Annotated in this window: 23 protein-coding genes and 1 tRNA gene; 10 read left to right on the top strand and 14 right to left on the bottom strand. The window is 58.3% G+C overall.

Annotation, left to right across the window (positions count from 1 at the left end):
- Window positions 1–42: 42 nt before the first annotated feature.
- Genes H8S55_RS03275 through H8S55_RS03260 form a run of 4 tightly spaced genes read left to right on the top strand, consistent with a single transcriptional unit; the run spans window position 43 to window position 4,591 of the window.
- Window positions 43–810, top strand: coding sequence for an ABC transporter ATP-binding protein (locus H8S55_RS03275; protein WP_033121505.1), 768 nt, complete (start codon window positions 43–45; stop codon window positions 808–810).
- On the top strand, window positions 800–2,872 hold the full coding sequence (locus H8S55_RS03270) for an ABC transporter permease (RefSeq protein WP_055228677.1): 2,073 nt from the start codon (window positions 800–802) through the stop codon (window positions 2,870–2,872). The genes H8S55_RS03275 and H8S55_RS03270 overlap by 11 nt, the downstream gene beginning before the upstream one ends.
- A gap of 19 nt (window positions 2,873–2,891) precedes the next feature.
- Window positions 2,892–3,569, top strand: coding sequence for a response regulator transcription factor (locus H8S55_RS03265; protein WP_055228678.1), 678 nt, complete (start codon window positions 2,892–2,894; stop codon window positions 3,567–3,569).
- Window positions 3,566–4,591 carry a sensor histidine kinase gene (locus H8S55_RS03260; protein WP_186877818.1) on the top strand — a complete coding sequence of 342 codons (1,026 nt, stop codon included), beginning with the start codon at window positions 3,566–3,568 and terminating at the stop codon, window positions 4,589–4,591. Before H8S55_RS03265 ends, H8S55_RS03260 begins: the two co-directional genes overlap by 4 nt.
- A gap of 49 nt (window positions 4,592–4,640) precedes the next feature.
- Here H8S55_RS03260 and H8S55_RS03255 read toward each other — a convergent pair whose 3' ends face one another.
- The 3 genes from H8S55_RS03255 to H8S55_RS03245 form a co-directional block, all read right to left on the bottom strand.
- Complete coding sequence (locus H8S55_RS03255; protein WP_033121501.1) at window positions 4,641–4,889, bottom strand: DUF6061 family protein; 249 nt, start codon at window positions 4,887–4,889, stop codon at window positions 4,641–4,643.
- A gap of 163 nt (window positions 4,890–5,052) precedes the next feature.
- Window positions 5,053–5,129, bottom strand: a tRNA-Pro gene (locus H8S55_RS03250).
- 133 nt (window positions 5,130–5,262) lie between these two features.
- On the bottom strand, window positions 5,263–5,496 hold the full coding sequence (locus H8S55_RS03245; RefSeq protein WP_207721720.1) for an RNHCP domain-containing protein: 234 nt from the start codon (window positions 5,494–5,496) through the stop codon (window positions 5,263–5,265).
- A 78-nt stretch (window positions 5,497–5,574) separates the two neighbouring features.
- On the opposite strand from H8S55_RS03245, the gene H8S55_RS03240 reads away from it, so the two are divergent.
- Window positions 5,575–7,716, top strand: a complete 2,142-nt coding sequence (locus tag H8S55_RS03240) for a Tex family protein (protein WP_147563645.1) — start codon at window positions 5,575–5,577, stop codon at window positions 7,714–7,716.
- Between the two features lie 63 nt (window positions 7,717–7,779).
- A complete protein-coding gene (locus tag H8S55_RS03235; RefSeq protein ID WP_186877817.1) occupies window positions 7,780–8,718 on the top strand; it encodes a dipeptidase in 939 nt (312 codons plus the stop codon).
- A 38-nt stretch (window positions 8,719–8,756) separates the two neighbouring features.
- Here the strand turns inward: H8S55_RS03235 and H8S55_RS03230 are convergent, their stop codons facing one another.
- From H8S55_RS03230 to H8S55_RS03200, 7 genes are all read right to left on the bottom strand, one after another.
- Complete coding sequence (locus tag H8S55_RS03230) at window positions 8,757–9,299, bottom strand: stage V sporulation T C-terminal domain-containing protein (protein WP_207721718.1); 543 nt, start codon at window positions 9,297–9,299, stop codon at window positions 8,757–8,759.
- 185 nt (window positions 9,300–9,484) lie between these two features.
- Window positions 9,485–15,439, bottom strand: coding sequence for an S-layer homology domain-containing protein (locus H8S55_RS03225; RefSeq protein WP_186877816.1), 5,955 nt, complete (start codon window positions 15,437–15,439; stop codon window positions 9,485–9,487).
- A 236-nt stretch (window positions 15,440–15,675) separates the two neighbouring features.
- Window positions 15,676–16,857: an FprA family A-type flavoprotein gene (locus H8S55_RS03220; protein WP_186877815.1), complete on the bottom strand. Its 1,182-nt coding sequence runs from the start codon at window positions 16,855–16,857 to the stop codon at window positions 15,676–15,678.
- Window positions 16,858–17,117: 260 nt separating this feature from the next.
- Window positions 17,118–17,288 (bottom strand): FeoB-associated Cys-rich membrane protein, encoded by a 171-nt coding sequence (locus H8S55_RS03215; RefSeq protein WP_147562688.1) that lies wholly within the window; start codon window positions 17,286–17,288, stop codon window positions 17,118–17,120.
- Window positions 17,289–17,424: 136 nt separating this feature from the next.
- The gene (feoB, locus tag H8S55_RS03210; protein WP_186877814.1) at window positions 17,425–19,569 is read right to left on the bottom strand and encodes a ferrous iron transport protein B; all 2,145 of its coding nucleotides are present in this window, start codon (window positions 19,567–19,569) and stop codon (window positions 17,425–17,427) included.
- 108 nt (window positions 19,570–19,677) lie between these two features.
- Complete coding sequence (locus H8S55_RS03205) at window positions 19,678–19,902, bottom strand: FeoA family protein (protein ID WP_147562686.1); 225 nt, start codon at window positions 19,900–19,902, stop codon at window positions 19,678–19,680.
- 65 nt (window positions 19,903–19,967) lie between these two features.
- Entirely contained in the window at window positions 19,968–20,177 is a 210-nt protein-coding gene (locus tag H8S55_RS03200; protein WP_186877813.1) for a FeoA family protein, read from the bottom strand.
- Between the two features lie 357 nt (window positions 20,178–20,534).
- Here H8S55_RS03200 and rpmE point away from each other — a divergent pair, with 357 nt between their 5' ends.
- The 4 genes from rpmE (at window position 20,535) to H8S55_RS03180 (ending at window position 23,323) form a co-directional block, all read left to right on the top strand.
- The gene (rpmE, locus tag H8S55_RS03195) at window positions 20,535–20,738 is read left to right on the top strand and encodes a 50S ribosomal protein L31 (protein WP_118644792.1); all 204 of its coding nucleotides are present in this window, start codon (window positions 20,535–20,537) and stop codon (window positions 20,736–20,738) included.
- A 72-nt stretch (window positions 20,739–20,810) separates the two neighbouring features.
- Entirely contained in the window at window positions 20,811–21,311 is a 501-nt protein-coding gene (locus tag H8S55_RS03190) for a flavin reductase family protein (RefSeq protein WP_186877812.1), read from the top strand.
- A gap of 37 nt (window positions 21,312–21,348) precedes the next feature.
- The gene (gene hflX / locus H8S55_RS03185; protein WP_186877811.1) at window positions 21,349–22,638 is read left to right on the top strand and encodes a GTPase HflX; all 1,290 of its coding nucleotides are present in this window, start codon (window positions 21,349–21,351) and stop codon (window positions 22,636–22,638) included.
- Window positions 22,639–22,681: 43 nt separating this feature from the next.
- Window positions 22,682–23,323, top strand: coding sequence for a YigZ family protein (locus H8S55_RS03180; RefSeq protein WP_186877810.1), 642 nt, complete (start codon window positions 22,682–22,684; stop codon window positions 23,321–23,323).
- Between the two features lie 224 nt (window positions 23,324–23,547).
- Here the strand turns inward: H8S55_RS03180 and H8S55_RS03175 are convergent, their stop codons facing one another.
- The 4 genes from H8S55_RS03175 to H8S55_RS03160 all read right to left on the bottom strand — a co-directional run bounded on the left by H8S55_RS03175 (window position 23,548) and on the right by H8S55_RS03160 (window position 25,964).
- Window positions 23,548–24,174, bottom strand: a complete 627-nt coding sequence (locus H8S55_RS03175) for a hypothetical protein (RefSeq protein ID WP_186877809.1) — start codon at window positions 24,172–24,174, stop codon at window positions 23,548–23,550.
- Between the two features lie 129 nt (window positions 24,175–24,303).
- Window positions 24,304–24,492: a 50S ribosomal protein L28 gene (rpmB, locus tag H8S55_RS03170; RefSeq protein WP_087288054.1), complete on the bottom strand. Its 189-nt coding sequence runs from the start codon at window positions 24,490–24,492 to the stop codon at window positions 24,304–24,306.
- 122 nt (window positions 24,493–24,614) lie between these two features.
- Window positions 24,615–25,433, bottom strand: a complete 819-nt coding sequence (locus tag H8S55_RS03165; RefSeq protein WP_186877808.1) for a polysaccharide deacetylase family protein — start codon at window positions 25,431–25,433, stop codon at window positions 24,615–24,617.
- 123 nt (window positions 25,434–25,556) lie between these two features.
- Window positions 25,557–25,964, bottom strand: a complete 408-nt coding sequence (locus tag H8S55_RS03160; RefSeq protein WP_186877807.1) for an RbsD/FucU domain-containing protein — start codon at window positions 25,962–25,964, stop codon at window positions 25,557–25,559.
- Between the last annotated feature and the right edge of the window lie 2 nt (window positions 25,965–25,966).

Here is a 25,966-nt window from a genome sequence, read left to right as displayed (position 1 = left end):
TCCCATGCTATCATTTTATTACAAATGATAGGAGGTATTCACATGAAACCCATTTTGAATATTGAAAATTTAACAAAAATCTATGGCAATGTGCCAAGTCAAACAAAGGCACTGAATGGGATCACCTTCCAGGTGATGCCGGGAGAGTTTCTCGGCATTATGGGAAGCAGCGGTTCCGGTAAATCCACACTGCTCAATTGTATTGCGACTGTGATTCAACCCACAGGTGGAAGCATTCAGGTGGAAGGCGATACTCTGCAATCCCTCAAGGGAAAGGCTCTTGCAGAGTACCGTGGCAAAAAAGTTGGTTATCTATTCCAGAACTTTGAATTGCTGGACAACCTGACTGGCAGGGAAAACATCCTGCTCCCGACTTCCTTGCATGGGGTATCCGAAGCAGAAAGCAGCCAGCGGCTGAAGCAGTTGGCTGACTATCTGGAAATCACTGATGTTCTGGATAAGTTTCCGTCCAAGATGTCCGGCGGCCAGCGTCAGCGTGTTGCGGCAGCAAGGGCTCTGATCTTACATCCCCAAATGATCCTTGCCGATGAACCGACGGGTGCGCTGGATTCTAAGAACGCAAGAAGTCTTATGGAGAAGCTGTCCGGCCTGAATCGTGACGAACAAGCTACGATCCTGATGGTAACCCATGATTCCAATGCCGCCAGCTTTTGCAAGCGCATTCTGTTCATCCAGGACGGCGTGATCTTTCATGAGCTTCGGCGTGGAGACGAAAGCCAGCAGGAGTTCTACGGGCGCATCCTGAAGGTGATGGCGCAACTGGGAGGGGGCAGCGCAAATGTTCTCTAATCTCATTCTTCGGAACAGCCACCGCAGCCGAAAGGAAAACGGTCTGTTTTTCAGCTCCCTGGTGATTTCTATTGTTGCCTTTTACATGATTCTTTCCATCTCCACTCAAGATGTGATGCTCTTTTTGCAGAAAATGGAGAGTGACGCAGTTGACAAACTCCTGCTTCTGATTCCTGCGTTTTATGGGATGACCCTCGGTATTCTGTTCTTTTTGATCTATTTTGCCTGCAAGTATCAGTTCGAGCGCAGACGGCATGAGTTTGGTGTTTATCTAATGTTGGGGATGCGTAGAAGTAAACTGTTTGGTATGCTTCTGGCGGAAGATTTCCTGACCAGTATTCTTGCCATGCTCATAGGCTTACCTGTGGCTGTGGTGCTTTCAGAAATTGTCAGTCTTGTCACCGCCAAGCTGGTAGGCATGGGGATCATCGGTCATCAGTTTTCTTTATCCTGGTCTGCAATTGAATGGACGCTGGCAGGATTTCTGGCAATTAAGCTGACGGCACTTCTGATTTTGAGTGGACGAATCAGCCGCCAGGAGATCGGTACTTTGCTATCCCAGCCAACGAACCGCCCCAAAAAGCAAATGCCATCTGTTATCTATGGACTGGCTGCTATATGCGGAAGTGTGATGTTGGCAGTGGCTTACTACATGGCGATTCAGGGAATTGCATGGACAAAGGTAAGTATGATGGGACTGACTTTGCTGTTGGGCATAGTTGGTACGATGCTGCTTTTCTATGGGATGCGTGCGCTGATTGCTTTGATTGTTAAGAAAGGAAAAGGAAATAAGCAGCTTCATGTATTTACCTTCCGGCAGATTCAGGAGAATGTTATTCATCAGTCAACCTCCATGGCCATCAGCTCCCTGCTGATTCTGGCGGCGCTGTGTTGTTTTGGTGCGGGCGTAGGAATTGCAGGAACGAATAGCCTGTCTTCTGGCCATGTAATCGACTATACTTTTGAAGATCATACTGCAGAAGATTCATCGCAGGTTCTTCCGAATATAAAGGCAGCCCTGAAAGAAAACGGTTTGGAAAATCAATTTTCAGAGCTTTTTGAAATGAGGGTTGGGCGTATTCGCACCACAGAAGATTATGATAATGCCTACAGCATGGACGCTGTTATGGACTCTCTTCGGAGCCTGCCCCAGTCGGAAGACCGGGATGTCCTTCTGAACAATCTTGGTTATGCCACATACCCATATTTGATTTGTTTATCGGACTATAATCGTTTGTTGGAATTGTCCGGCAAACCGGCTCTCCAATTAGGCGAAAAGGAGGCCGCTGTCTATATTGATACAGAGTTTACTACAGTAAGTCGTACCGCAATGCTGAACCAAGTATTGGCCGGACAGCCCAAGGTGGAACTGGATGGTAGTCCGATTCATCTTACAGGAGAGGTTCAGTCTGTGAATTTGGTCACGGACCGTTCTATAACCTTGTCCTTTGCATTGATTCTTCCGGATGAAGCATTCCTATATTATAGCCAGGGAATGTATGATACCTATGTCAATGCGGTGCTCAGTGAGCAGGCTCTGGATGGAAATAGCCTTATGACTGCATATTTGGATTTGAACGAGAAGCTGGACGAAACTGGCATTGAATATGAAAGCTATCTTCAGAATATAGGTCGTCAGCTTTTCTACACCATAGCATCCAGTTATATTACCCTCTATCTTGCGATTGTTTTCCTGGTAGTTGCCAACACCATCGTGGGTGTTCAGTTCCTGATGAGTCAGCAGAAAACCGGGCGCAGATACCAGACCCTGATCCGCCTGGGAGCTACTTACGAAACCCTTTGCCAGTCTGCTGGAAAGCAAATTACCTGGTTTATGGGACTTCCTGTATTGGTTGCGGCTGTCAGCAGTCTGTTTGGAGTCAGGGCGTTATTTACAGGGATACTCTCGTCCCGAACCCGTGGGACAGTGTCTGAAATGCTGCTTGTATCTGCTGCTATGATTTTACTACTTTGCGTGATAGAATATATTTATATGAGAGTGGTCAAGCGCTCCAGTGATCGGTATTTGCTGACACTGATGCAGCCGCAGAGAGAAGAATAATTTGGAAGGAGGTGCTGTCATGAAAAGAATTGCTGTTGTGGAAGATGAAGTCTATATGCGGGAAGAACTCTGCGATATGCTCCAAAAGGACGGCTATCTTGTGGAGGCAATTACCGAGTTTGAAGATGCCGCTCGGCTCCTGGCAGCCCTCCGCCCTGACCTTGTGATCTTAGACCTGAACTTGCCGGAGATCAGTGGCTTTCAAATCTGCCAGGAGCTAAAGAATAAAACTGCTATCCCCGTCCTGGTGCTGACTTCCAGAGATCAGGTAAAGGATGAACTGCAAGCGTTCCAGTTGGGTGCCGATGAATATTTGACGAAGCCGTGCAGAAAAGATCGACTTCTTGCCAGGGTATCCAATATTCTCAAAAGGTATGAAGGCCGTACCAATCTCATAGAGGGACCAGATTTCCTGTTAGACCAGCAGACCTACACGCTTTATATTCATAATACCTCTGTGGTGCTTCCAAAAAATCAGGGAAAACTGTTGGTCGCTCTTTTGTCCGGCGGCGATGCTCTGGTCACGACGGAGCAGCTTTGCATGGCACTATGGGGAACCACGGAATACATAGATGAAAATGCCTTGCAGGTTAACCTAACCCGGCTGAAAAAAACGATGTCCGCCCTTGAAATGAAGCAGCGAATCGTTGCAGTTCGAGGAATGGGCTACCGTTTGGAAGCGGAGGTGTCTCTATGAAGCAGCTTTGGCACATGATAGAACGGTACTACCCCTGGCTTCTGTTGCTGCTGGGCGTGGATTGCTTTTGCGCTGTCATTCTTTGGATTTCTGACATTCAGGTATTTCAAACCTTGATCGGGTTAGTAGTTCTGACGAGCATCCTTTTGTTTTCAGCGATTCTGTTTGTACTAAACAAGAGGGAGAACACCCACATGGAACTGTTCCGAGATTTCCTCAGTGATCCTACCATCTGCAATGAAGAACGGCTGCTCAGTGCCATTGGTCAGAAAGAAGGAGAATCTGTCCGATTTTTGGCTTCGGTTTTACGGGAATACAAAAACGAGAGTAACAATATGGCGGATGCCCTACGGGACTATGAAGAATACGTGGAGGGCTGGGCACATGAAGCGAAAACGCCCCTATCGTTGCTGACCATGCTCTTGGATAACCGGAACGATGAAATCTCTCCTTCCCTGCAAGCAAAGCTGGATTATGTCCGCAGTCAGCTTCAGGAGGATGTCACGCAGATGCTGTACTATGCCCGGTTGAAGAGCAGTACAAAGGATTACCGATTTGAGGATGTCAATTTGAATGACTGCTTGGGTGAAGTTCTGGAGGACTATGCCCCACTTCTTGAAGAGAAGCATTTTGTCATTCTCAACAAACTGCAATCTGAAACAGTCTATACAGACCGTAGAGGACTTCAGTTTATGTTGGGACAAATCGTTAGCAATGCCATCAAATATAGCAGCGATAGTCCCATGCTTACAATTTCCGTGATACATTCGGAGACTGCAGATATCCTTTCTGTTGAAGATAACGGCATTGGCGTAAAAAAATATAATCTGCCGTACATTTTTCAAAAGGGCTTTACCGGGGATTCTACTGACAGCAGAAAGAAGGCTACCGGTATGGGACTTTACCTGGTTAAGAAGATGGCCGACGATCTAAATCTTCATCTGGAAGCAGCTTCCCAGTGGGGAAAGAGCTTCAAGATTGTCATCTTCTTTCCTAAATTGAGATCCAACGGAGGGAAATAATATAAACAGAAAAACGCCCGCAGGATTTTCTCCTGCGGGCAGCGTGTTGTCAGCTATCCCAAGGCTTGTATTCTGTTACAGTTTTCAAATAGGTTTCGGGATCGCCGTTCAAGATAAGGTCTGCATACTCCAAAGGAGCGTTGTAGATCAAATAATCCAGCTCTGACCGCTGATACATATTGTCAGCAATCTCGTTCTCAACGACGATAGTGTCAATCGCAATCATACTGCCGTCGCTGAATTTCACTTCCACACAGCAATTATCCATATTGTAGGCACAAGATATTAAGGTTTTCATGGTATGTCCTCCATAATTCGTAATATAAAGCGAAAATCCCGTCTGACTTCCTGTTAGAAATCAGACGGGATTTGTCCGTATGCACCCCGGAAACCGTCAGCTAACAGTTGATAAGTAAATTAGTTCCTTATCACTGTTAAGCCAATGGATTGCAGGTTTTTCATGGTCCGAGTGCTGAGATTCGAACTCAGGGCCTCTTGAACCCCATTCAAGCGCGATACCAAACTTCGCCACACCCGGATATTGTGCCGCCTTTTGGCGACTGGACTAGTATAGCACAGCTTTTCGGAAAAAGCCAGCCTTTTTTAAAAAATTTTTAAAATTTGCTCCGCCCCCGGAAAGAAACCGGGAGCGGAGCGGGAAAGACGCGATTTTACAAGCCGGCCAGCTCCCGGATGCGCTCTAAGGGGAAGGGCGGGTTGGCCAGGGGCTTCAGGGCGATGCTCATCAGCTTCATGGGGTTGTCGTCCGCTGCCGTGCGGTTGGAGCGGAGGGTGCCGCAGCGGGTGCAGCGGTGGACGATGGCCGCCCCCTCCGGGGTGACCAGACGGCCGCAGACCTTGCAGGTGAAGCTGTCTGTCCAGGGGAACGGGAACGTTTTTTCCAAAATACAGCCCGATTCCCTGGACTTTTTTCCGCCGGGGAGCTAAACTGATAGATATCCTGACCGAAGGAGAACGGCAACATGGAAACCATCATCAAGGCCCTGGCCCAGGAGCTGGGGCAGAAAGAAATTTATGTGGAGAATGTGGTCCGGCTTATTGACGAGGGGGCCACCATCCCATTTATCGCCCGCTATCGCAAGGAGCTTCACGGGGCCATGGACGACCAGCTGCTGCGCCGGCTGGCGGACCGGCTGCAGTATCTGCGGAACCTGGATCAGCGCCGGGGGGAGGTGGCTGCCGCCATTCAGGCCCAGGGCAAGCTGACAGAGGAATTGGCTGCCGCCATCGCCGCCGCAGCCACCCTGGCAGAGGTAGAGGACCTGTACCGTCCCTATAAGCAGAAGCGGCGCACCCGGGCCACCGTCGCCCGGGAGAAGGGCCTGGAGCCCCTCACCCGCCGCCTGTCCGCCAAGGGGAGCGCCCAGCTGGACCCGGAACAGGAGGCCGCCGCTTTTGTAGACCCGGAGAAGGGGGTGGACACCGCCCGGGATGCCCTGCAAGGGGCCGGCGACATCCTGGCCGAGGAGATCTCCGACCGGGCCGACCTGCGCAAGCAGCTGCGGGAGCTGGCCCAGCGCCGGGGGGTGCTGGTGTCCAAGGCCGCCCAGGCGGAGCCGGAGGACACGGTGTATCGCCTGTATTATGACTTCCGCTGCCCCGTCAGCCGCCTCCACGGCCACCAGATCCTGGCCATGGACCGGGGGGAGCGGGAGAAGATTTTAAAAGTCTCCCTGGAGCTGGACCCGGAGACAGCCCATGTCGCCGTCCGGAGGGCGGTGGTGCCCGGGGCGGCCTGCATGGATTTTGTGCGGGCTGCGGCGGACGACGCCTATGACCGGCTCATCCAGCCCTCTCTGGAGCGGGAGATCAGAAACGCCCTCACCCAGCAGGCCGACGAGGGGGCCATCCACATGTTCGCCCTGAATCTGAAGCCCCTGCTCATGCAGCCCCCGGTGAAGGGCAAGGTGACCATGGGCCTGGACCCGGGCTATCGCATGGGCTGCAAGGTGGCGGTGGTGGACCCCACGGGCAAGGTGCTGGACACAGCGGTGGTCTATCCCACCCACGGACAGCGGCAGAAGGAGGAGTGCATCGTCAAGCTCTCCGCCATGATCCGCCGCCACGGTGTCACCTGCATCGCCATCGGCAACGGCACCGCCAGCCGGGAGACGGAGCAGATGACGGTAGAGCTCATCCGCCGGGTGGGGGGCCAGCTGTCCTATATGATCGTCAGCGAGGCGGGGGCCTCGGTGTACTCCGCCTCCCCTCTGGCGGCGGAGGAGTTCCCCCAGTTCGACGTGAACCTGCGTTCGGCGGTGTCCATCGCCCGGCGGCTCCAGGACCCCCTGGCCGAGCTGGTGAAGATCGACCCCAAGGCCATCGGCGTGGGCCAGTATCAGCACGACATGCCCCAGGCACGGCTGGGTCAGGCCCTGGACGGGGTGGTGGAGGACTGTGTCAACGCCGTGGGGGTGGATGCCAACACCGCATCCCCCTCGCTGTTGGTGCGGGTGTCCGGCCTGACCAACACCACCGCCAAGAACCTGGTGGCCTATCGGGAGGAGAACGGGGCCTTCACCTCCCGCCGCCAGCTGCTGAAAGTCCCCAAGCTGGGGCCCAAAGCCTTTGAGCAGTGCGCCGGCTTCATCCGGGTACCCGAGAGCGCCGAGCCCCTGGACCGCACCGGGGTCCACCCGGAGAGCTACCCTGCGGCGAAAAAACTGCTGACGCTGTGCGCCTGCAAGGGAGAGGGCGACCTGGCCCAGCTGCGGGAGCGGGCGGAGAAATTGGGCCTCTCCGCCCTGGCGGAGCAGTGCGGCGTGGGTCTGCCCACGCTGGAGGATATGATCCGGGAGCTGTCCAAGCCCGGACGGGACCCCCGGGACGAGCTGCCGCCCCCCATCCTCCGCACCGACGTGATGGAGGCCAAGGACTTAAAGCCCGGCATGGAGCTTCAGGGCACGGTGCGCAACGTGGTGGACTTCGGCGTGTTTGTGGACATCGGCGTCCACCAGGACGGTCTGGTGCATGTGACCCAGCTGCCCTGGCGGGTGAAGCACCCCTCTGACCGGCTGGCCGTGGGCGATGTGGTCACCGTGTGGGTGCTGTCGGTGGACGAGGGAAAAAAGCGCATCAGCCTGACGATGAAGCGCCCCCAGTAAACAGTTGAAAAAAACCGCCTCTCCGGGCGGCGGATGCTCAGCGGAGAAAGGAGGAACTATAAGATGAATTGTGCTTCTGTGATCGATCTGCACTGCGATACCCTTACCGTCTATCGGGGCGGGGGCGCAGTACACACCATGGATGATCCCCGGTCGGTGATGGTCCTGTCCCGCCTGCCCAAGGGGGTGCACTGGTGTCAGTGCTTTGCCATTTTCGTGCCGGACGGCATGACGGCGGAGGAGAGCCAGGCCTATTATCGGCGCTTTCAGGGGGAGTTTGCCCGGCAGGTGGAGGAGCGGTCCGATGTGGCCCAGTGCCGCAGTGCGGCGGACATAAAAGCCTGCTGGGCCCGGGGCAAAACGGCGGCCATCCTCACGGTGGAGAACGGTGTGGCCCTGGGTGGGGATCTCTCCAATATTGACCGGATGGCCCGGGAGGGGGTGCGGATGCTGACCATCACCTGGAACGGCGAGAACCAGCTCGGCTCTGGCAACAGCACCCAGCATGGACTGTCCGATCTGGGCCGTGCGGCCATCCCCAGGCTGGAGCAGGCCGGCATCCTGCTGGACGTGTCCCATCTCAACGACCCCGGCTTTACCCAGATGCTGGACGTGGCCAGCCGTCCCTTCGTGGCCAGCCACTCCAACGCCCGCAGCGTGTGCGGCCATCCCCGCAACCTGGCCGACTGGCAGATCCGGGAGATGATCTCCCGCCAGTGCCTGATCGGGCTGAACTATTGCATCGACTTTCTGCAGGAGGATGGAAAGCCGGAGCTGGAGGACCTGCTGCGGCATATCGACCACTTTTTGGAGCTGGGCGGCGAGGACTGGCTGGCCTTTGGCTCTGACTTTGACGGGGCAGACCTGCCCGAGTTTTTAAGAGGGCCGGAGCGGGTGGTCAGCGTGTATGACCGGCTGCTGGAACGGGGCTATTCCCGCCAGCTGTGCGACAAGCTGTTCTGCCAGAATGCGATGCGCTTTTTTGAGGAAAATTTGACGTAAAAGATGGCGCTCCCGGCTTTGCTGCCGGGAGCGCCGTTTTAATTTTCCATGTGCCGCCCCAAAAAGGCGGCGATGGACTGGGCCAGCTTGTATTCCACCTCGGTGCCGTCCAGGTCCTGTTCCCGGCCCACGAAGATGACGCAGCCCAGCACGTCGCCGCCGGAGAGGATGGGGGCAGCGGTGGACAGGGCGGGGCGGTCCTGCCCGGCGCACAGGGGCAGGATGGGCTCCCCGGGCTTATGCTGATAGACCTGCCGGCCGGACATGAGCCGCTCCAGTTCCTGAGACACCGGGCGGTCCATCAGTTCCCGCCGGGGTACCCCGGCCACAGCGATGCAGCTGTCCCGGTCGCAGATGACCGTCACCCGCCCGCAGGTGCGGTTGAGGGTCTCGCACAGCTGTCCGGCAAAATCCGCCAGCGCCCCCATGAGGGAGTATTTCCGAAAGATCACCCCGCCGTCCTTGTCAGTGTAGATCTCCAGCGGGTCGCCCTCTCGGATACGCATGGTCCGCCGGATCTCCTTGGGGATGACCACCCGGCCCAGGTCGTCGATGCGCCGGACAATGCCGGTTGCTTTCATAACAATTTCTCCTTTGCAGCGTGTTTGCAGCGTGTTTGCGGCGTGCAAAACGCCCGTTTGTTTCTGAAAACAGTATTTGCAGGAATTGCCGGAATATGTATGGCAATGCAGTGACGCAGCCGAATAAAACGCTCCCCCGACCGCTTTTGTGGTCGGGGGAGCGCGTTTGCAGAGGAACTTTTGATTTACTTGCCCGCGTACAGTTTCCACAGGAAGGTGACGATCTGGGCCCGGGTGCAGCCGTTGTCAGGGCCGAACAGGCCGCCGCCGATGCCGCTGGTGATGCCGTTGTCCGCGGCCCACTTCACGGCCTGGGCGTAGTAGGCATCCGCCGCCACGTCCTGGAAGGCGGGGGTGCCGGAAGCGGAGGCCTTGGAGGACCGGAACAGGAAGGTCATGCCCTGGGCCCGTGTGCAGGCGGCATGGGGATTGAACCGGTCTGCGCCGGTGCCGGAGGTGATGCCGTTTTCCATGGCCCAGGCCACAGCCTTGGCATAATAGGCATCCTGGGGCACGTCGGTCATGTCGGCCGCGCCCTTGGGCTCGGGGGAGCCGGCGGCACGCCACAGGAAGGTGACGATCTGGGCCCTGGTGCAGGACTGGTCAGAGCCGAACAGGCTGCCGCCCACGCCGCCGGTGATGCCGCTGTCCGCGGCCCACTTCACGGCATCGTAGTAATAGTCGTCCTTGGACACATCGTCGAAGGGGCTGGTCTCGTCCGCCGCCTGGGTGAAGGTCGCCTTCACGTCCACCTGGCCGGAGGGCATGGTGAAGGTATAAGTTCCGTTGCCCTGATCGGTGAGCTTGAGGGCGTTGCCCCTATGGTCGGTGACGGCGAGGGTCTCCAGCTGATAGCCGCTGTCGGGCTTGACGGTGATGGTCACGGTGCTGCCGCTGGCGGCGTTCTTCGCATTGGAGGACACGCTGCCGTTGCCACCCTTGCTGGGGGTACTGACAGGATAGCTGGGGGTGCTGGAACCGCCGCCGCCGGAGGAGGGACGGGCGCTGACGGTCAGCTTGCCGTCGGTAAAGGCGACGATGACATAGTTGCCGCTGGCCGCTGCGCCGCTGGCGCGGATGACGGTCTCGCCCGCCTTTTTCATGTCAGGCTCCACCTTCTGGCCGTTTTCGTCCACATACCGGACCGTGGGGAGAATGGTCAGGGCGGTGGTCAGGCTCTCGCCCTTCACCAGGCCGGTGACGGTATAGCTGTCCGCCCCCAGCTCCGGGACCTTGTCGCCGATATAGGCGCTCTGGTCCTTGGCCGTGATGGTCAGCTTGGCCTGGGCCACCGTCAGGGTGTAAGACGCGCTGGCGCTGGCATAGTCCTTGGTTTCGGCGGCAGTGGCCGTGATGGTGGCCTTGCCCGCGCCCACGATGGTCACCTTGCCGGTGTTGTCCACCGTAGCCACGTTGGTGTCGCTGCTCTTATAGGAGACCGTGCTCCCCTCCGCCGCGCCGGTGGCGGTCATGGTGAAGGAGTCGTTGCCATAGGTCTTGTCGATCGGGTCGCTGGCGAACTGGAAGTTGGACTGGGGCAGCTTGTCAGAGAGCTTGACAGAGAACGTGGCTTCTGCCCCCTCGTAGTTCTGGGTCGCCGCCGCAGTCACCTTGATGGTGACGGTGTCCGCCGTGGCATTCTTCGCGGCGGTGAGGGTGCTGCCCGTCAGGGTCACGCCGGGGTAATTGCCGTCCAGCGCGTAGCTCAACTTGCCCGCCGGGCTGCCGCCCTCCACGCCAGAAACGCTGACCCACTGAGAGATGTCCACACCCGCGCCGTTCTTCACCAGGGTCTTGTCCTGGGGGACGGAGATGTTTTGGGTGGCTTTGCTGATAGTGGCCGCCTGGCCATAAGTCGGGGAGGTCAGCGTGTAGTTCTTGGCCTTGTCGGTGACCTTCAGCGCCACGGTGACGGTGACTTTCTTGGCATCGGATACGTTGGCGCTGTTGAACTGGGCATCGGTGATCTGATAGTCGTCTGTGGTCAGCACCTCGCCGGGCACCAGGCCGCCGAAGGTCACGCCGTTGATAGTGGCAGTCTTTGTGCCGTCATAAGTCTTGGCGGCCACCTCAGCGCCGGTGATGGTCAGCGGGGCTGGGTCGATGACAAAGGTGGCTTCCGCCGTGCCCTTGTAGTTGCCCTGGCCGGTGACTTTGACTTTTGCAGTGCCTGCGTTGATGTTATCTGTGTAGGAAACGGTGTAATCCGAGTTCTTTACTAATGTCTTGTTGCCGTCAGTCACTACAACGTCCGGTTCCCAAGCATTTGCACAATAGGTCTGGTCCTGGATGGAACTGACCATCTTCTGGGTCAGGGACTTGGGGCTGATGGTGAAGTCCGCCGTGCCGGTGTAGACGGAAGAGGCAGTCTCAAACGTGACCTTCACGGTGTAATTGCCCACAGCGGTGGGGACCTTTTCGGTGAAGGTGCTGTTGGTGCCGTCCGAGTTCTTCGTGGCATAGGTGGTCTTGCGCGTATTCTCGATCACATCGCTGACAGGATCATAACTCGGCTGATTCGGTTCACCGCCATAGGTCCAGCCGGTCATATTGACATGTGTCAACGTCTCCGTACTCTTTGCCGCGACGGTCACGGTGAAGGTGGCTTCTGCCCGCTCATAGTTCTGCGTCTCCGCCGCAGTCACCTTGATGGTGACGGTGTTCGCCGTGGCGTTCTTCTCGGCGGTGAGGATGCTGCCCGTCAGGGTCACGCCGTGGTAATTGCCGTTCAGCGCGTAGCTCAGCTTGTCCGCCGGGCTGCCGCCCTCCACGCCAGAAACGCTGACCCACTGAGAGATGTCCACACCCGCGCCGTTCTTTACCAGGGTCTTGTCCTGGGGGACGGAGATGGTCTGCTTTGCCTTGGCGATGGTGAACTTCCAGGTGTCCGTTGTCAAGGCCGTTGCGGCCTGATAGCTCTCGGTCTCGTTCACGTTGATTTTAACGGTATAGGTGCCCGCATTCGTGGGCAGCCCATCCACCTCGGAGCCTGTTTCCGTGTAGTATTTCACCGTGATCTGGTCAGCAGCGACCTTGCCAGACGTGACCGTTGCGGCCTTGGGTTTTCCGTCATAGACCAACTGACCAGAAGACGCGGTAGGTGCGGTGAACGTGAAGTCGTCGGCTGTAAGTTCGGCCTTGCTGATGGTGTACTCCACGCTGGCAGTGGCAGTCTTTTTATCCACACCGGTGAGGGAGATGGAAGCATGGTAGGTGCCGACGGCGGTGGGGTATTCACCTTCGGCCATAGGAACGAACGTGTTGCCCTGCTGGACTTGGTAGGTGATGGGGATGGTATTTACAGCCGGGTCCTTCCAACCTTTCTCGGCCTTAATGGTCGCTTTCTTTTCGCTGCCGTCATAAGTCTGCTTGGAGGCTTCGATGGTCACGGAGGGGCCGTTATTCTGCCACAATGTGCAGTCAGCCGCCGATGCCGAACACTTCGCGGTAAGCTTGTTCCCCTTAGCGGTATAGTTCCAGGTGTGCTGGTGCGCGCCGATATAGAGGTCCCACTTGTCGTCGTTGGTGATTTTATAGGTGATTTTATAGGTGTGCGTATCCACATCGCTGGAGAAGATAGACTTGTAATAGGCCAAAGTCTTTTCCGAAAGCGCGCCGGTGGCGAACTTGACGGAACCCTTGTCAGCCCCCGCTTTGTCTACGCCGATACGGGAATCTTTGGACAGACCCGAACGGAGGGTGATGACACTGCTGGTAGTATCGTTGGTAGACAGATACACATTATTGATGTTTTTGACCAGTTTGTTGCCGGTGATGGTAACTTTACCGTCTACAATAAAGGTGCTGGTGCTTGCCACATACACGCCGCCGCCGCCCCATTTATAAGCGGTGTTACCATTGATCTCGCCGCCGGTCATGGTGAATGTACTGTTCTTTACATACACGCCGCCGCCCGCGTCGGAAGCAGAGTTGGCTTTGATCTCGCCGCCGGTCATGTGGAACGTGCTGCCGTCCACATACACGCCGCCGCCCTCGCCATAAATGGTATTGGGATCGCTGGCCTTGTTGCCGGAGATCGTGCCGCCGTACATGTTGAAGGTGGAGTTGTCCTTAACGGACACGCCGGCACCGAGATATGCGTTACCATCGGAAATCGTACCGCTGTACAGGTTGAACGTACCGCCGTTGTCGACAAGAACACCGCCGCCGCCGGAGCTGCTTTTGCTCGTGTTGTCGACGAGGCTGCCGCTGCGCATGTTGAAGGTGCCGCCATTTACATACACGCCAGCGCCGTTTACCCTGAGATCAGCGGCTTCGTGGTTTGTAAGCTTAACGTTGTACATCGTAAAGGTGGCTCCCGACGCGACGATCACGCCGCGGCCATAGGCGTTGCTCTCGTGCTGCACCGTCCCGCCGTCAAAACAACTGGTCAGGGTGAGGTTTGTATCACTGTCGAGCTGGATGATGTTGATATTTTGCTTCGTATCCAAGGTGTAGCCATTCAGGTCCAGGGCCAGGTAACCGCTGGGGGTCCAGGTGGAATCCAGGGTCACATCATTGGTCAGATAGTAGTATCTGGTGTCGCCTTTGCTGCTGCCGCCTGCGGCATTTTGCAGTGCCTCCGCGCTGTTGATGGCCGTCCAGGTCACATCTTCATGCTTGGAGGTGTGCGTACACTTCTTGCCGCAGATGGGGTGCTTGTGGGTGAGGGTGCCGTTGACCAGCACCAGTGTCTCACCCACCCGCTGGATATTGTATGTACCAGCGTCGTCCTTGAAATACCCCTCACTGCCGCTGGCGGCCCCGGAGCTGACGATGGTGACGGCATCGCCGTCAGCAAGCTCCTTGGAAGCGGTCACGCCGATGGACGCGTCAGAACCAAGGCCGCCGTCGCCAATGGTCATTGTATAGTCCTGCGGCAAAAAGACATTGTTGCTCTCGCTGTCCTTTGTGTTGTTCACGATCTTCGCGTCGCCGGAGACGGTCATGGTGCCGCCCAGATAGACACCGCCGCCATTGTATGTGTAATTCTTGTTGTACACAGAATTGTTGCCGCTGATCTCGCCGCCGGTCATGGTAAAGCGGCAATAGCCATAAGCTGCATCACCTGCGTAGATACCGCCGCCCACGGGGGCACGGTTCCCGGTGATCTTCGCGCTATCGCTCACGGTAATATAGATGGGCGGGCACGTACTGGCGTCGATACTGCCGCTGCTAGTGCCATGGGTACCGCCGCCGATGCCGCCGCCCTTCGTGGCGGTGTTGTTTTTGATCTCGCCGCCGGACACAGTGACGCGGCCATTGTTTTCCACATACACGCCGCCGCCGTTGTCGTTGGCCTGGTTATTGCTGATGGTGCCGCCGAACATGTTGAAGTAGCGTGACGTATCTTTATTATTAGATTGGGTGCTGCACACCGCAACGCCGCCGCCGTTCGCGGCGCTGTTGCCGGTGATAACGCCGCCGCGCAGATTGAAAGAGCCCTTAGCGGAACCAGTTACCAGCACGCCGCCGCCCATGTTGTCATTCTTGGCCGTGGCGTTGTTGCCGGTGATGGTGCCGCCATACATATCAAATGTGTTGCTAATTCCAGCAGAAAACTTTATACCACGGCCAATCGCGCCGCTGGCGTGCGTGATCTGACCGGCGTTGCCCTCGCTGCAATCATAGAGACTGAGATAAACATCATTTGCGACGTTGATAACGTCCTTGTCCTTGTTCTGCGTGATACTATGGCCATTTAGACAGATACTTATGACCCCATTACGGATGTAAAGCGTATTGTCCAGCGTCAGATCGCCAGCCAGGTAATAGGTTTCAGTGGTGTATGTATCGGGTTTGATTTCATAGTTCTCCTGTAGCTTGTCGTCAATATACAGCTTACCGTCCTTGCTGGTCAGCTTATGGGCAAAGGTCTTGCCATCGTGATCTGTGTGCGTTGAAGTGGTGTGGACCAGCTCAAGGTCCGTGCCGCTTTTCAGGCCGTCCTCGCCGATGGTGATATTCGGCTGGGGGTCAGAGTAAATATCTGGGTCCTGGGGGGGTGATTGGAAATTGGTCTGGAGTTCTGTCTGGGATGTCTGGTCCTTCGGCGGGTCGTCCGTCGCCAGGGCTGACCAGGGTGTCAGTCCCAGCAGAAGGGCGGCGCTGAGAACGCAGCTCAATATCCGCTTCTTCATGGGGGTGCCTCCTTTTTTGCTCCTGTGATCGTTCCGGGTCACACACGGGATGCTATGTCGATATTCAGGATAGCACAAGGGGGCCCCGGGCGGGGGCGGGTGTCATGAAACGTCATTTTAGTGACATGAAATGTCGCGGGTTTTTCTTGGATTTTACATAGGAGCGGACAGAAGAAAAGCCCGTTCTGCCGGATAGAGCAGAACGGGCTTGCGATTCAGAACGGGACTGCCAAACATCAGGGGGCCAGCAGCTCGTCCGCCAGCTGCTCCAGCTGCTGGCGGCTGCCCTCGTTCAGGGCGCTGCGGATGGAGACGGCGGTGGGGCAGAGGGTGAGGTTCTTCATCTCCTCCAGCCGGGCCCGCATGAGCCGGGCGGCCTGGGGCGCCCAGGAGCCGTTTTCCATCAGGCCGATCTTCCGGCTTTGGAAGTTCTTCGCTTTCAGGTGGTTCAGCAGCTCCTCCATGGGGGGGAACAGCCCGCCGTCATAGGTGACGGAGGCCAGCACCAGCTTGCCGCAGCAGAACGCCTGTGTCAGTGCGTCGGACACATGGGTGGTGGTGAGGTCGCAGGTGGTCACGTCCGCGCCCCGCTCTGTCAGCAGGTCTGCCAGGGCCAGGGCGGCCTGCTTCGTGTGGCCGTAGATAGAAGCGTAGGCCACCAGAACCCGGTCGGGCTCCTCGGGGCGATAGCTGGACCACAGGTCGTACAGCTCCAGACAGCGGCCGATCTCCTGGGTGAGCACCGGGCCGTGGAGGGGCAGGATGGCCTCCACCGGCAGGGCGGCGAGCTTTTTCAGCAGGGCCTGGACCTGAGCGCCGTATTTGCCCACGATGTTCAGGTAATACCGCCGGGCCTGGGGGGCCCAGGGGGCCTTCTCCGTCAGGGACAGGGCACCGAAGCGGCCAAAGGCATCGGCGGAGAAGAGCAGCTTTTCGCTCTCCTCATAGGTCACCATCACCTCGGGCCAGTGGACCATGGGGGCCAGGAAAAAGCGCAGCCGGTGGCTGCCCAGCTCCAGCACATCCCCCTCGCCCACGGTGACCAGCCGGTCAGCCGGGGCGGCATCGGGGCCGAAGAACTGGCGCAGCATGGCAAAGGTCTTGGCGTTGCCCACCAGCTTCATCTCCGGGTAGAGGGCGGCCAGGCGGGCGACGTTGGCGGCGTGGTCAGGCTCCATGTGGGAGATGATGAGATAGTCCGGGGCGCGGCCGTCCAGGGCATAGTCCAGGTTTTCCAGCCAGGCCTCGGTGACACGGGCATCCACCGTGTCCATCACGGCGATCTTCTGGTCGGTGATGACATAGGAGTTATAGCTCACGCCGATGGGCCGGACGGGGTGCTGCCCCTCGAACAGGGCCAGGTCCGGGTCGTCCGCACCCACATAGGTCACTGCGTCTGTGACAGGATAAGCGTTCATAAAATGTCCTCCTCAAGTTTGGAGTGGGAAAGGATATTTCAGAGAAAACAGTGCGGCTCAGCCGGGGACGGAGAGCAGCTGGTGCTTAGTATATCAGCAGCGGGAAAGAAGCGCAAGGGGCTGGATGCAAGTCCGTAAAGAATGTAAAAAAAAGAGGGGCAGACATAAAAAAACACGGATGGCACCCTGTGAAGAGAAAGCACTGAGAAAAGACATCCGGCCCTGATTCAGAGCCGGATGTCTTTTGCACGTTTGTTTTTTCAGTGCTCCATGTGGCAGTGGGCGCAGTCGCCGGAGCAGACCCCGGTGCTGCAGTCGCTCCTGTGGTGCAGCCGGTCCGAGACGATCTTACGGACCGCCAGGGCCAGCAGCACCAGGACGATGCCGACCACCGCGATGTTAGTCAGATTTGCGGAAAACCAAGTGAGCATTACTTTTTACCACCTTTGAAAAAGCCAGTGATGATCTTCAGAGCCAGCAGGATCAAAACTGCCAGCACACAGAGGACCACGATATCGGCGGTGCCTAAGGAGAGATTTGTGGTCATAAACGGTCAGATCCGGGAAATCAGGCTTTGGCAGCGGCGGCGCGGCGCTGCAGCTGCTTGGCGGGGTCGGGCCGGAACAGGAAGTACAGGATCAGCACCAGCACGACGGCGGCGGCCACGGTGGCGGCACCGAACTGCACCTCGCCCAGGGCCAGGCCCACCAGCTGATACACCATCAGGGAGATGGCGTAGGCCATGACGTTCTGGAACACAATGGCGAACCAGAAGAACTTGCGGCTGCCGATCTCCTTCGCGGTGGTGGAGATAGCGGCCAGACAGGGGGAGTCGAACAGGTTGAACAGCAGGAAGGAGATGGCGGACAGGCTGGTGGGGAAGAAGGCCGCAAACTGGGCGTGCATGTCGGGGGCATACTCCTCGATCTCACCCAGGCCGCTGAGTACGCCCATGGTGGAGACGATGCCCTCCTTGGCCACAAAGCCGCTGAGGGAGGATGCCACGGCCTGCCAGGTGCCGAAGCCCAGAGGGGCGAAGATCCAGGCGATGGCACCGCCAATGGTGGCCAGGAAGCAGTAGTCGGTGTCCACCAGGCCGAACACGCCGTCCTGGATGCCGAAGCTGCCCAGGAACCACATGACGGCGCAGCAGACGAACAGGATGGTACCGGCCTTTTTCAGGAAGGCCCACACGCGCTCCCAGACGTGGAGCAGCACGCCCTTGAGAGAGGGCACGTGATACTGGGGCAGCTCCATGACGAAGGGGGCGGGGTCACCGGAGAACATCTGGGTCTTCTTCAGGATGATGCAGGAGACGATCACGACAATGATGCCGGCGAAGTACATCAGGGGGGCGACCCACCAGGCACCGCCCATCAAAAAGCCGGCGATGGTGGCGATGACGGGCAGCTTTGCGCCGCAGGGGATGGCGGTGGTGGTCATCATGGTCATGCGGCGGTCCTTTTCGTTCTCGATGGTACGGGTGGCCATGATGCCGGGCACGCCGCAGCCGGAGGAGATGAGGAAGGGGATGAAGGACTTGCCGGACAGGCCGAAGCGGCGGAAGATCCGGTCCATGATGAAGGCCACACGGGCCATGTAGCCGCAGTCCTCCAGAATGGACAGGAAGAAGAACACGATGGCCATCTGGGGAGCGAAGCCCACAGGAGCGCCAATGCCGCCGATGATGCCGTCCACCACCAGGGAGACGACCCAGTCGGCAGCCCCGGCGTTCTCCAGGAAGGTGCCCACGGCGGGCTGGATCCACTCGCCGAACAGGGTGTCGTTGGTCCAGTCGGTGACGATGGTGCCCAGGCTGGACACGGCGATGTAATACACCAGGGTCATCATGACCACGAAGATGGGCAGGGCCAGGATACGGTTGGTGACGATCCGGTCGATCTTGTCGGATACGCTCATACCCTGGCGGGCCTTCTTATAGATCTTGCCGATGATGGAGGTGATGTACTCATACCGCTCGTTGGTGATGATAGACTCGCTGTCGTCATCCAGGGCGGTCTCACAGGCGGAGGTGATCTCGTCCACGCTGTTGACGGTGGCGGCATCGAACTTGGTCTGGACCTTGTCGTCCCGCTCGAACAGCTTCACCGCGTGCCAGCGCAGCTGAGCCTGGGGGACCTTGCCCTCCAGCAGGCCCTCGATCTTGACCAGGGCCTCCTCCACGGCGGGGGCGAACTTGTGCTGGTGGCCGCTGTAGGTCTTGGCGTTGCCCACCTCCACGGCCTTGTCGAACAGCTCCTTCAGGCCGGTGCCCTTCAGGGCGGACACCTCGACGACGGGGCAGCCCAGCTCATTGGACATCTTCACGGCGTCGATCTTGTCGCCGTTCTTCTTCACCACGTCCATCATGTTCAGGGCGATGACAACGGGGATGCCCATCTCCATGACCTGGGTGGTCAGATACAGGTTGCGCTCCAGGTTGGTGGCATCCACCAGGTTGACGACCACGTCGGGGTGCTCGTCAATGATGTAGTTCCGGCTGACGACCTCCTCCAGGGTGTAGGGGGACAGGGAGTAGATGCCGGGCAGGTCGGTGACCACGGCATCGGGATAGCCCCGCAGCTTGCCCTCTTTCTTCTCCACGGTAACGCCGGGCCAGTTGCCGACATACTGGTTGGCACCGGTCATGGCGTTGAACATGGTGGTCTTTCCGCAGTTGGGATTGCCCACCAGGGCGATTTTAATGGACATGAATCAACTCTCCTTCTTAGAATAATTAGCGAAAGCTAACCATTTCACTGAAAAAAACGGGGACAGATCTGGCCCCAAATTTGTCCCGCCCGAAGGCAGGATAAGGTGTTAGTCCACCAGGATGAGCCCGGCGTCGTCCTTACGCAGGGACAGCTCGTAGCCCCGGACGGTGACCTCGATGGGGTCGCCCAGAGGGGCCACCTTGCGCACGAAGATCGAAGCGCCCTTGGTGATGCCCATGTCCATGATGCGGCGCTTCACAGGGCCCTCGCCCTGAAGGCGCTGCACGGTGACCGTCTCGCCCACCTTGGCCTGCTTGAGTGTTTTGCTCATCGTAAAAATTCTCCTTTCTCCCTAAAAGAGCGCGGCGGCACAGCATGGAACCGCCGCGTCCCCCATCAGACCATGATCCGGTTGGCCATGCTCTTGCTGATGGCCACACGGCTCTCCTTCACGTTGACGATGAGATTGCCGTCGATCTCAGAGACCACGGACACATTGCCGCCGACGACGAAGCCAAGACTCTCCAGAAAACGGCGGGTCTCGTCTTTTCCCTTGATATCTTTGATCGTGACCACGCTGCCGGTGGTGGAAAAGCTTAATGGCATAATGGGAAACCGCTCCTTTCGCATGTCCCCCTGCAAATATATGAAAAAAGTTTGCAGGGGCTAACCTTTTTTGCGGAATAAGTTTACCATTGCTTACTGTAGTTGTCAATAGCTAACGCGCATATTTCAGCAAAACAAACCTCTGGCCGTTTTGGCGGATGGAACAAAAAGAATTGGGCGGGCAGATACGCCGAAACCATGTATTAGTGCATGATCAGGCGAAAAATCCACGCCTGTACTTGTAAAAACCGAAAAAATAATTTTTTTCAAAAAACAGTTGCATTTCCATTTGCCCTGTGGTATTATATCAGTTGCATTGTGCGAAACAATCCTCCAGGGAGAAAGAGGTGAATATAAATGAAGGAAGGCATCCATCCTAACTACGAGCAGACCACGATTCGGTGCGCCTGTGGCAATGTGATCGAGACCGGTTCCACCAAGAAGGACATCCGCGTCGAGGTGTGCTCCAAGTGTCATCCCTTCTACACTGGTAAGCAGAAGATGGTAGACACTGGCGGCCGCGTCAGCCGTTTCAACAAGAAGTTCGGTCTGGACAAGTAAGATCGTCCATAAAAGCCGCACCGGGTATTCGGTGCGGCTTTTTCCGTATATTTAAGCCAGGAGGTATGTGTTATGTTTCATAAGGTAGACCCGAAAAGTCTGAACGAGAATGTGTTTTCCCTCATCGGGGACAAGTGGATGCTCATTACCGCCGGCAGCCGGGAGCGGTGCAACACCATGACGGCCTCCTGGGGCGGGCTGGGCGTGATCTGGGGGGCCCCGGCGGCCACCTGCTACATCCGTCCCCAGCGCTATACCAAGGAGTTCGTGGACCGGGAGGAGTATTTCACCCTGTGCTTTTTCGGCGAGGAGTATCGCAAGGCCCTGTCCCTGTGCGGCAGCAAGAGCGGCCGGGAGGTGGACAAGGTGAAGGAGTGCGGCTTCACTGTTCAGGCGGCGGAGTGCGGCGCGCCCTATTTTGACCAGGCGGAGCTGGTGCTGGTGTGCCGCAAGCGCTTTGTCCAGCCCATGGACCCGGCCAACATCCCCCAGGACGTGAAGGAAAAGTGGTATCCCCAGCAGGACTATCACACCATGTATATCGGCCAGATCGTAGAGGTCCTGGTGCGGTAACACCGCGCCTGGTATCTGGCCGAAAACGGGAGGAACTATGACCGACATCAATACCCAAGAAAAAAAGGAACGGGCGGTGCTGGTGGGGCTGGATGCCTTCAGCCTGCCCCGGGAGGAAAACGCCACCCAGGAGTCCATGGACGAGCTGGCCGCCCTGCTGGAGACGGCGGGGGGCCAGACGGCGGCGGTGGTCATGCAGTCCAAGGACAGCCCCGACCCCCGCACCTTCATCGGCGAGGGCAAGGTGGCCGAGGTGAAAGAGCTGGTCCACGCCATGAACGCGGACATGGTCATCTTTGACAACAGCCTGTCCCCCTCCCAGCAGCGGGTGCTCAGCGAGGAGCTGAACGTCTCGGTGCTGGACCGCTCCGCCCTGATCCTGGACATCTTTGCCCAGCGGGCCCGGACCAGAGAAGGGCGGCTGCAGGTGGAGCTGGCCCAGTATAAATATCTGCTGCCCCGGCTGACGGGCATGTGGAAGCACCTGGAGCGCCAGGAGGGCGCCATCGGCACCCGGGGCCCCGGCGAGACCCAGCTGGAGTCTGACCGGCGGCACATCCACCGGAAGATCGCCAAGCTGGAGGGGGAGCTGAAGGACGTGCGCCGGGTGCGCTCCACCCAGCGGGACCGCCGCATTAAAAACGAGGTGCCTGTTGTCGCCATCGTGGGCTATACCAATGCGGGCAAGTCCACCCTGCTCAACCGCCTCACCGGGGCGGACATCCCCGCCAATAACCGCCTGTTCGACACCCTGGACACCACCACCCGCACCCTGGAGATATCTGACACCTGCACGGTGCTGCTGTCTGACACGGTGGGATTTATCCGCAAGCTGCCTCACCACCTGGTGGAGGCCTTTAAAGCCACCCTGGAGGAGCTGTCCTTTGCCAATCTGTTGCTCCACGTCATCGATGCCTCCAACGAGGAGTGGATGGAGCAGGCGGAGGTGGTGGATAAGCTGATCCACGAGCTGGGCGCTGACCACACCCCCCGCATCGAGGTGTTCAACAAGTGCGACCGGTGGCAGGGGGAGATCCGCCCCCACGGCAAGGGCCGGGTGTCCGTCTCCGCCAAGACGGGGGAGGGCCTGGACGACCTGCTCAAGGCCATCGGCGGCGTGCTGGACAACGGGGCCCGCCGGGTGACCATCCACCTGCCCTATGACAAGGGCGGCATTTTAGAGACCCTGTACCAGCAGGCCAAGGTGGAGTCGGTGGAGTATGGCCAGACCATCGACGTAAAGGCCGTGTGTACCCCCAGGATCATCGGCCAGCTGGGTCCCCTGGTGGAGGGCTGGCAGCCCCACAAAGAGCCCTGGGAGGACTGACAGGCCAAATGAGACAGGAATGAGACAGAAAGGTGGAGCCTAAGTGACGGAGTACTATATCCCCACCGGGCACAGCCAGACGGAGCTGGTGGAAAAGCGCTCTCGCTTCATCGGCCAGGTGTGGCGGGTCTCCTCGGAGGAGGAGGCCCGGCGGCGCATTGAGGAGACGAAGAAACAGCACTACGACGCCCGGCACAACTGCTGGTGCTATCTCATCCGGGACGGGGCCGTGCGCTACTCCGACGACGGGGAGCCCCAGGGCACGGCGGGCCAGCCCATGCTGAACGTGTTCCAGCGGGAGGGCGTGGAGAACGTGTGCTGCGTGGTCACCCGGTATTTCGGCGGGGTGCTGCTGGGGGCCGGGGGCCTGGTGCGGGCCTATACCCAAAGCGCCAAGGACGCCCTGGATGCCGCCGGGGTCTCTGTGGTCCGCCGTTGGGTGGCCATGGAGGTGCCCTGCACTTACGCCCAGTTCGAGGGGATGCGCCGGGAGGTGGCCGCCTTCTCCGGCGTGGTGGAGCAGGTGGACTATGGGGCGGACGTGGTGCTGTCCTGTCTGCTGCCCGAGGAGCGCTCCGCAGAGTTTGCCGCCCACGTCCTGGACGTCACCGCCGGAGGGGTGGAGGTCCTGGAGGCCGGAGAGCGCTTTCAGGACGTGCCCTGGAGAGCGGCGAAAGAGGGATAAGCGATTCGGACCGGGAGCTTGTCATTGCGAGGAGGGGCGAAGCCCCGACGCAGCGATCCGTGCTCCTGATCCGAAAGTCTATCCTGCGAGAAAGGACTGCGGGGACGAGAGGACGGATTCCCACGTCGCTTCGCTCCTCGGAATGACAGCCCCGGGTGCCAAACAAAAGACCGACAGAGCTTGCAAACGGGCAGGCTCTGTCGGTTTTTGATCGGGGGAAAAAATCAGCCGTCTTTTATAAAGCACTCTGCCTCCTGGTCCCACACATAGGACGTGTAGGTGTGGTCCCCGTTCAGGCGCAGGATGGCCCGGTCGGTGAGGGAGTATGCGCCGTCCTCAGACTGGGGGAGGTCTGCGGAGACGGGCTTCCAGGCCGAATTGCCGATCTGGAACAGCTGCAGGTCATAGGTGGAGATACCCTGATAGGTGACGGTGCCCAGATAGAGCACATAGTCCCGCCCGTCTTTGGCGGGGAGAAATTGAAGCTGGACCTGGTCCGCGACGAATTCGTGGCTGGCCACCACAGACAGGTCCTCCGCATCATAGACCACGGCCAGGGTCCGGTCCAGCCCCTCCGGGTGGATCAGGGACGTATACTTGAAGAGGGCACACAGCTCGTCAGACGACGGGGAGGAGAAGTGGCCGTACTGAATGGAGTCCGGCATAAAGTCTCGGGGCTCTTGCTTGTCAGAGCCCACAAAGGGCACGGCACGCTCTGTCAGCTGCGCCTGAAAGTCCTGGACGGGGTCTGCTGTATGCTGCACCCCGCAGGAGGGCAGGAGGAGCATGGCCGCGAGAAATACGCCGCCGCAGGCCGCCGCCAAACACCGCCGGGGCGCTGGATGTATCATCCCCATGAGTATCCCACCTTTCTGTTTGTCTGACTTTAATATATCAGAACGTCCGACCAAAAGCAAGCGCCGGGACAAAAGAAAAACAGCCGCCCGAAAAAGGCGGCTGTTTTTAGTTGCCATATTCCATTACACAGCGCGGGTGACCTTACCGGAACGGAGGCATCTGGTGCAGACGTACACGTGAGTGGGGGTGCCCTTCACGATCGCCTTCACGCGCTTCACGTTGGGCTTCCAGGTGCGGTTGGAACGGCGATGAGAGTGGGACACCTGAATGCCGAAGGTGACGCCCTTGTCGCAGAATTCGCATTTGGCCATGTTGCTTACCTCCTCGCTATGAGAATCGCTTATCAAAAAGCCTCGACTGGTATCATACCAGCTTTTGCGGCAGAATGCAAGTCTTTTTTAAAAATAAATAAAAAAGTTTTTGAATGGGGTGCTCACAGGGTGGGCAGCTGATCCAGGGAGGCGAAGGTATAGCCCATGTTTTCCCACCGGGTGAGCAGCTCATCCAGGATCTCCGCATTGGTGCGGGAGGTGGCGTGGAGCAGAACGATGGCCCCGCTGTGGATGCGGGGGAGGAGCTTGCCAAATGCCTGCTCGGCCGTGGGCTGGTCGTCTGCGTACCAGTCCACATAGGCCAGGCTCCAGAAGATGGTCTGATAGCCCAGGGCCTGGGCCTGCTTCAGATTTTCCAGGTTATATTTGCCCTGGGGCGGGCGGTAATACCGGGGCATGGTCCGGCCCGTGGTCTGCTGATAGAGCTGCGCCAGGCTGTCCAGCTCCTTCTGAAAGGCGGCCTGGTCGGCGATGGCGGACATGTCCGGGTGGTGGAAGGTGTGGTTGCCCACGATGTGCCCCTCCTGAGCCATGCGGCGGACTACGTCGGGGGCAGTCTCGACCATATTGCCCACCACGAAAAAGGCGGCGGGGGCGCGGTGCTTTTTCAATGCATCCAGAATGGCGTCGGTATAGCCATTCTCATAGCCGCAGTCAAAGGTGAGATAGATGACTTTCTGGGACGTGTCCCCCAGAAAGCGGGCGTTGTATTTGGCCAGCTCCTCCGGGCTGGCGTTGCCCACGGGGGTCTGGCCCTCCTGCGGGAAGGACAGACCCCAGTTGTCTGTGGAGGCGGGGATGGCCGCAGGACCTGCGGCGGGGGCCAGGGGCTGCTGTGCGCCATAACAGACTGCGGCGAGGATCAGGCATAGGGCCAGTCCGGCCAGAACAGGCCCCTTAGAAGGGCGGAAACGGGACATGGGCATCGACCTCCGGGTGTGATAGATGCCCTTAGTCTGCCCTGATATCCTGAAAACATGCAAAAGACCGCCGCCGCAGGAGCGCCCCTGCAGCGGCGGTCAGGTTAGGAAAATTCAGGTGGTTCAGGCCACGCCGATGGTGATGAGGAGGTTGGCGAAGGTGCGCTTTTCGCCGGTGGAGATGGCCAGCCGCACGCCGGGCTGGCAGCAGGCGTCGTAGAACTCATACCGGCCCAGCTTGCTCAGCTCCATACCGCCCAGCATGGACTGGAACTGGACGAAGATCTCGGGGGCGGTGCCGTCGGCGGGGTCCATGACCTCCGCCTTTTCGATGTTCACTGCGCTCTGGATGGCCTGCAGCACGTCGGTGACGGTGGGCAGGCCGGGGGTCAGCCCTAAATAGACGGTCTCAGCCTCGCCGCTCTTGGAGTCCAGGGGATAGTTGCCGTCGGCGATGAGGACCTTGTCCCCGTGGCCGCACAGGGCCAGGGCGGCCATGATGTCCGGGTGGATCAGCTTACCTGTGAGCATGT

The sequence above is a fragment of the Flintibacter faecis genome (genome assembly GCF_014287875.1).
GTDB lineage: Bacteria > Bacillota > Clostridia > Oscillospirales > Oscillospiraceae > Lawsonibacter > Lawsonibacter faecis_A.
Note: the sequence above shows the minus strand (reverse complement) of the source record. Positions and strands in the feature narration are given on the sequence as shown.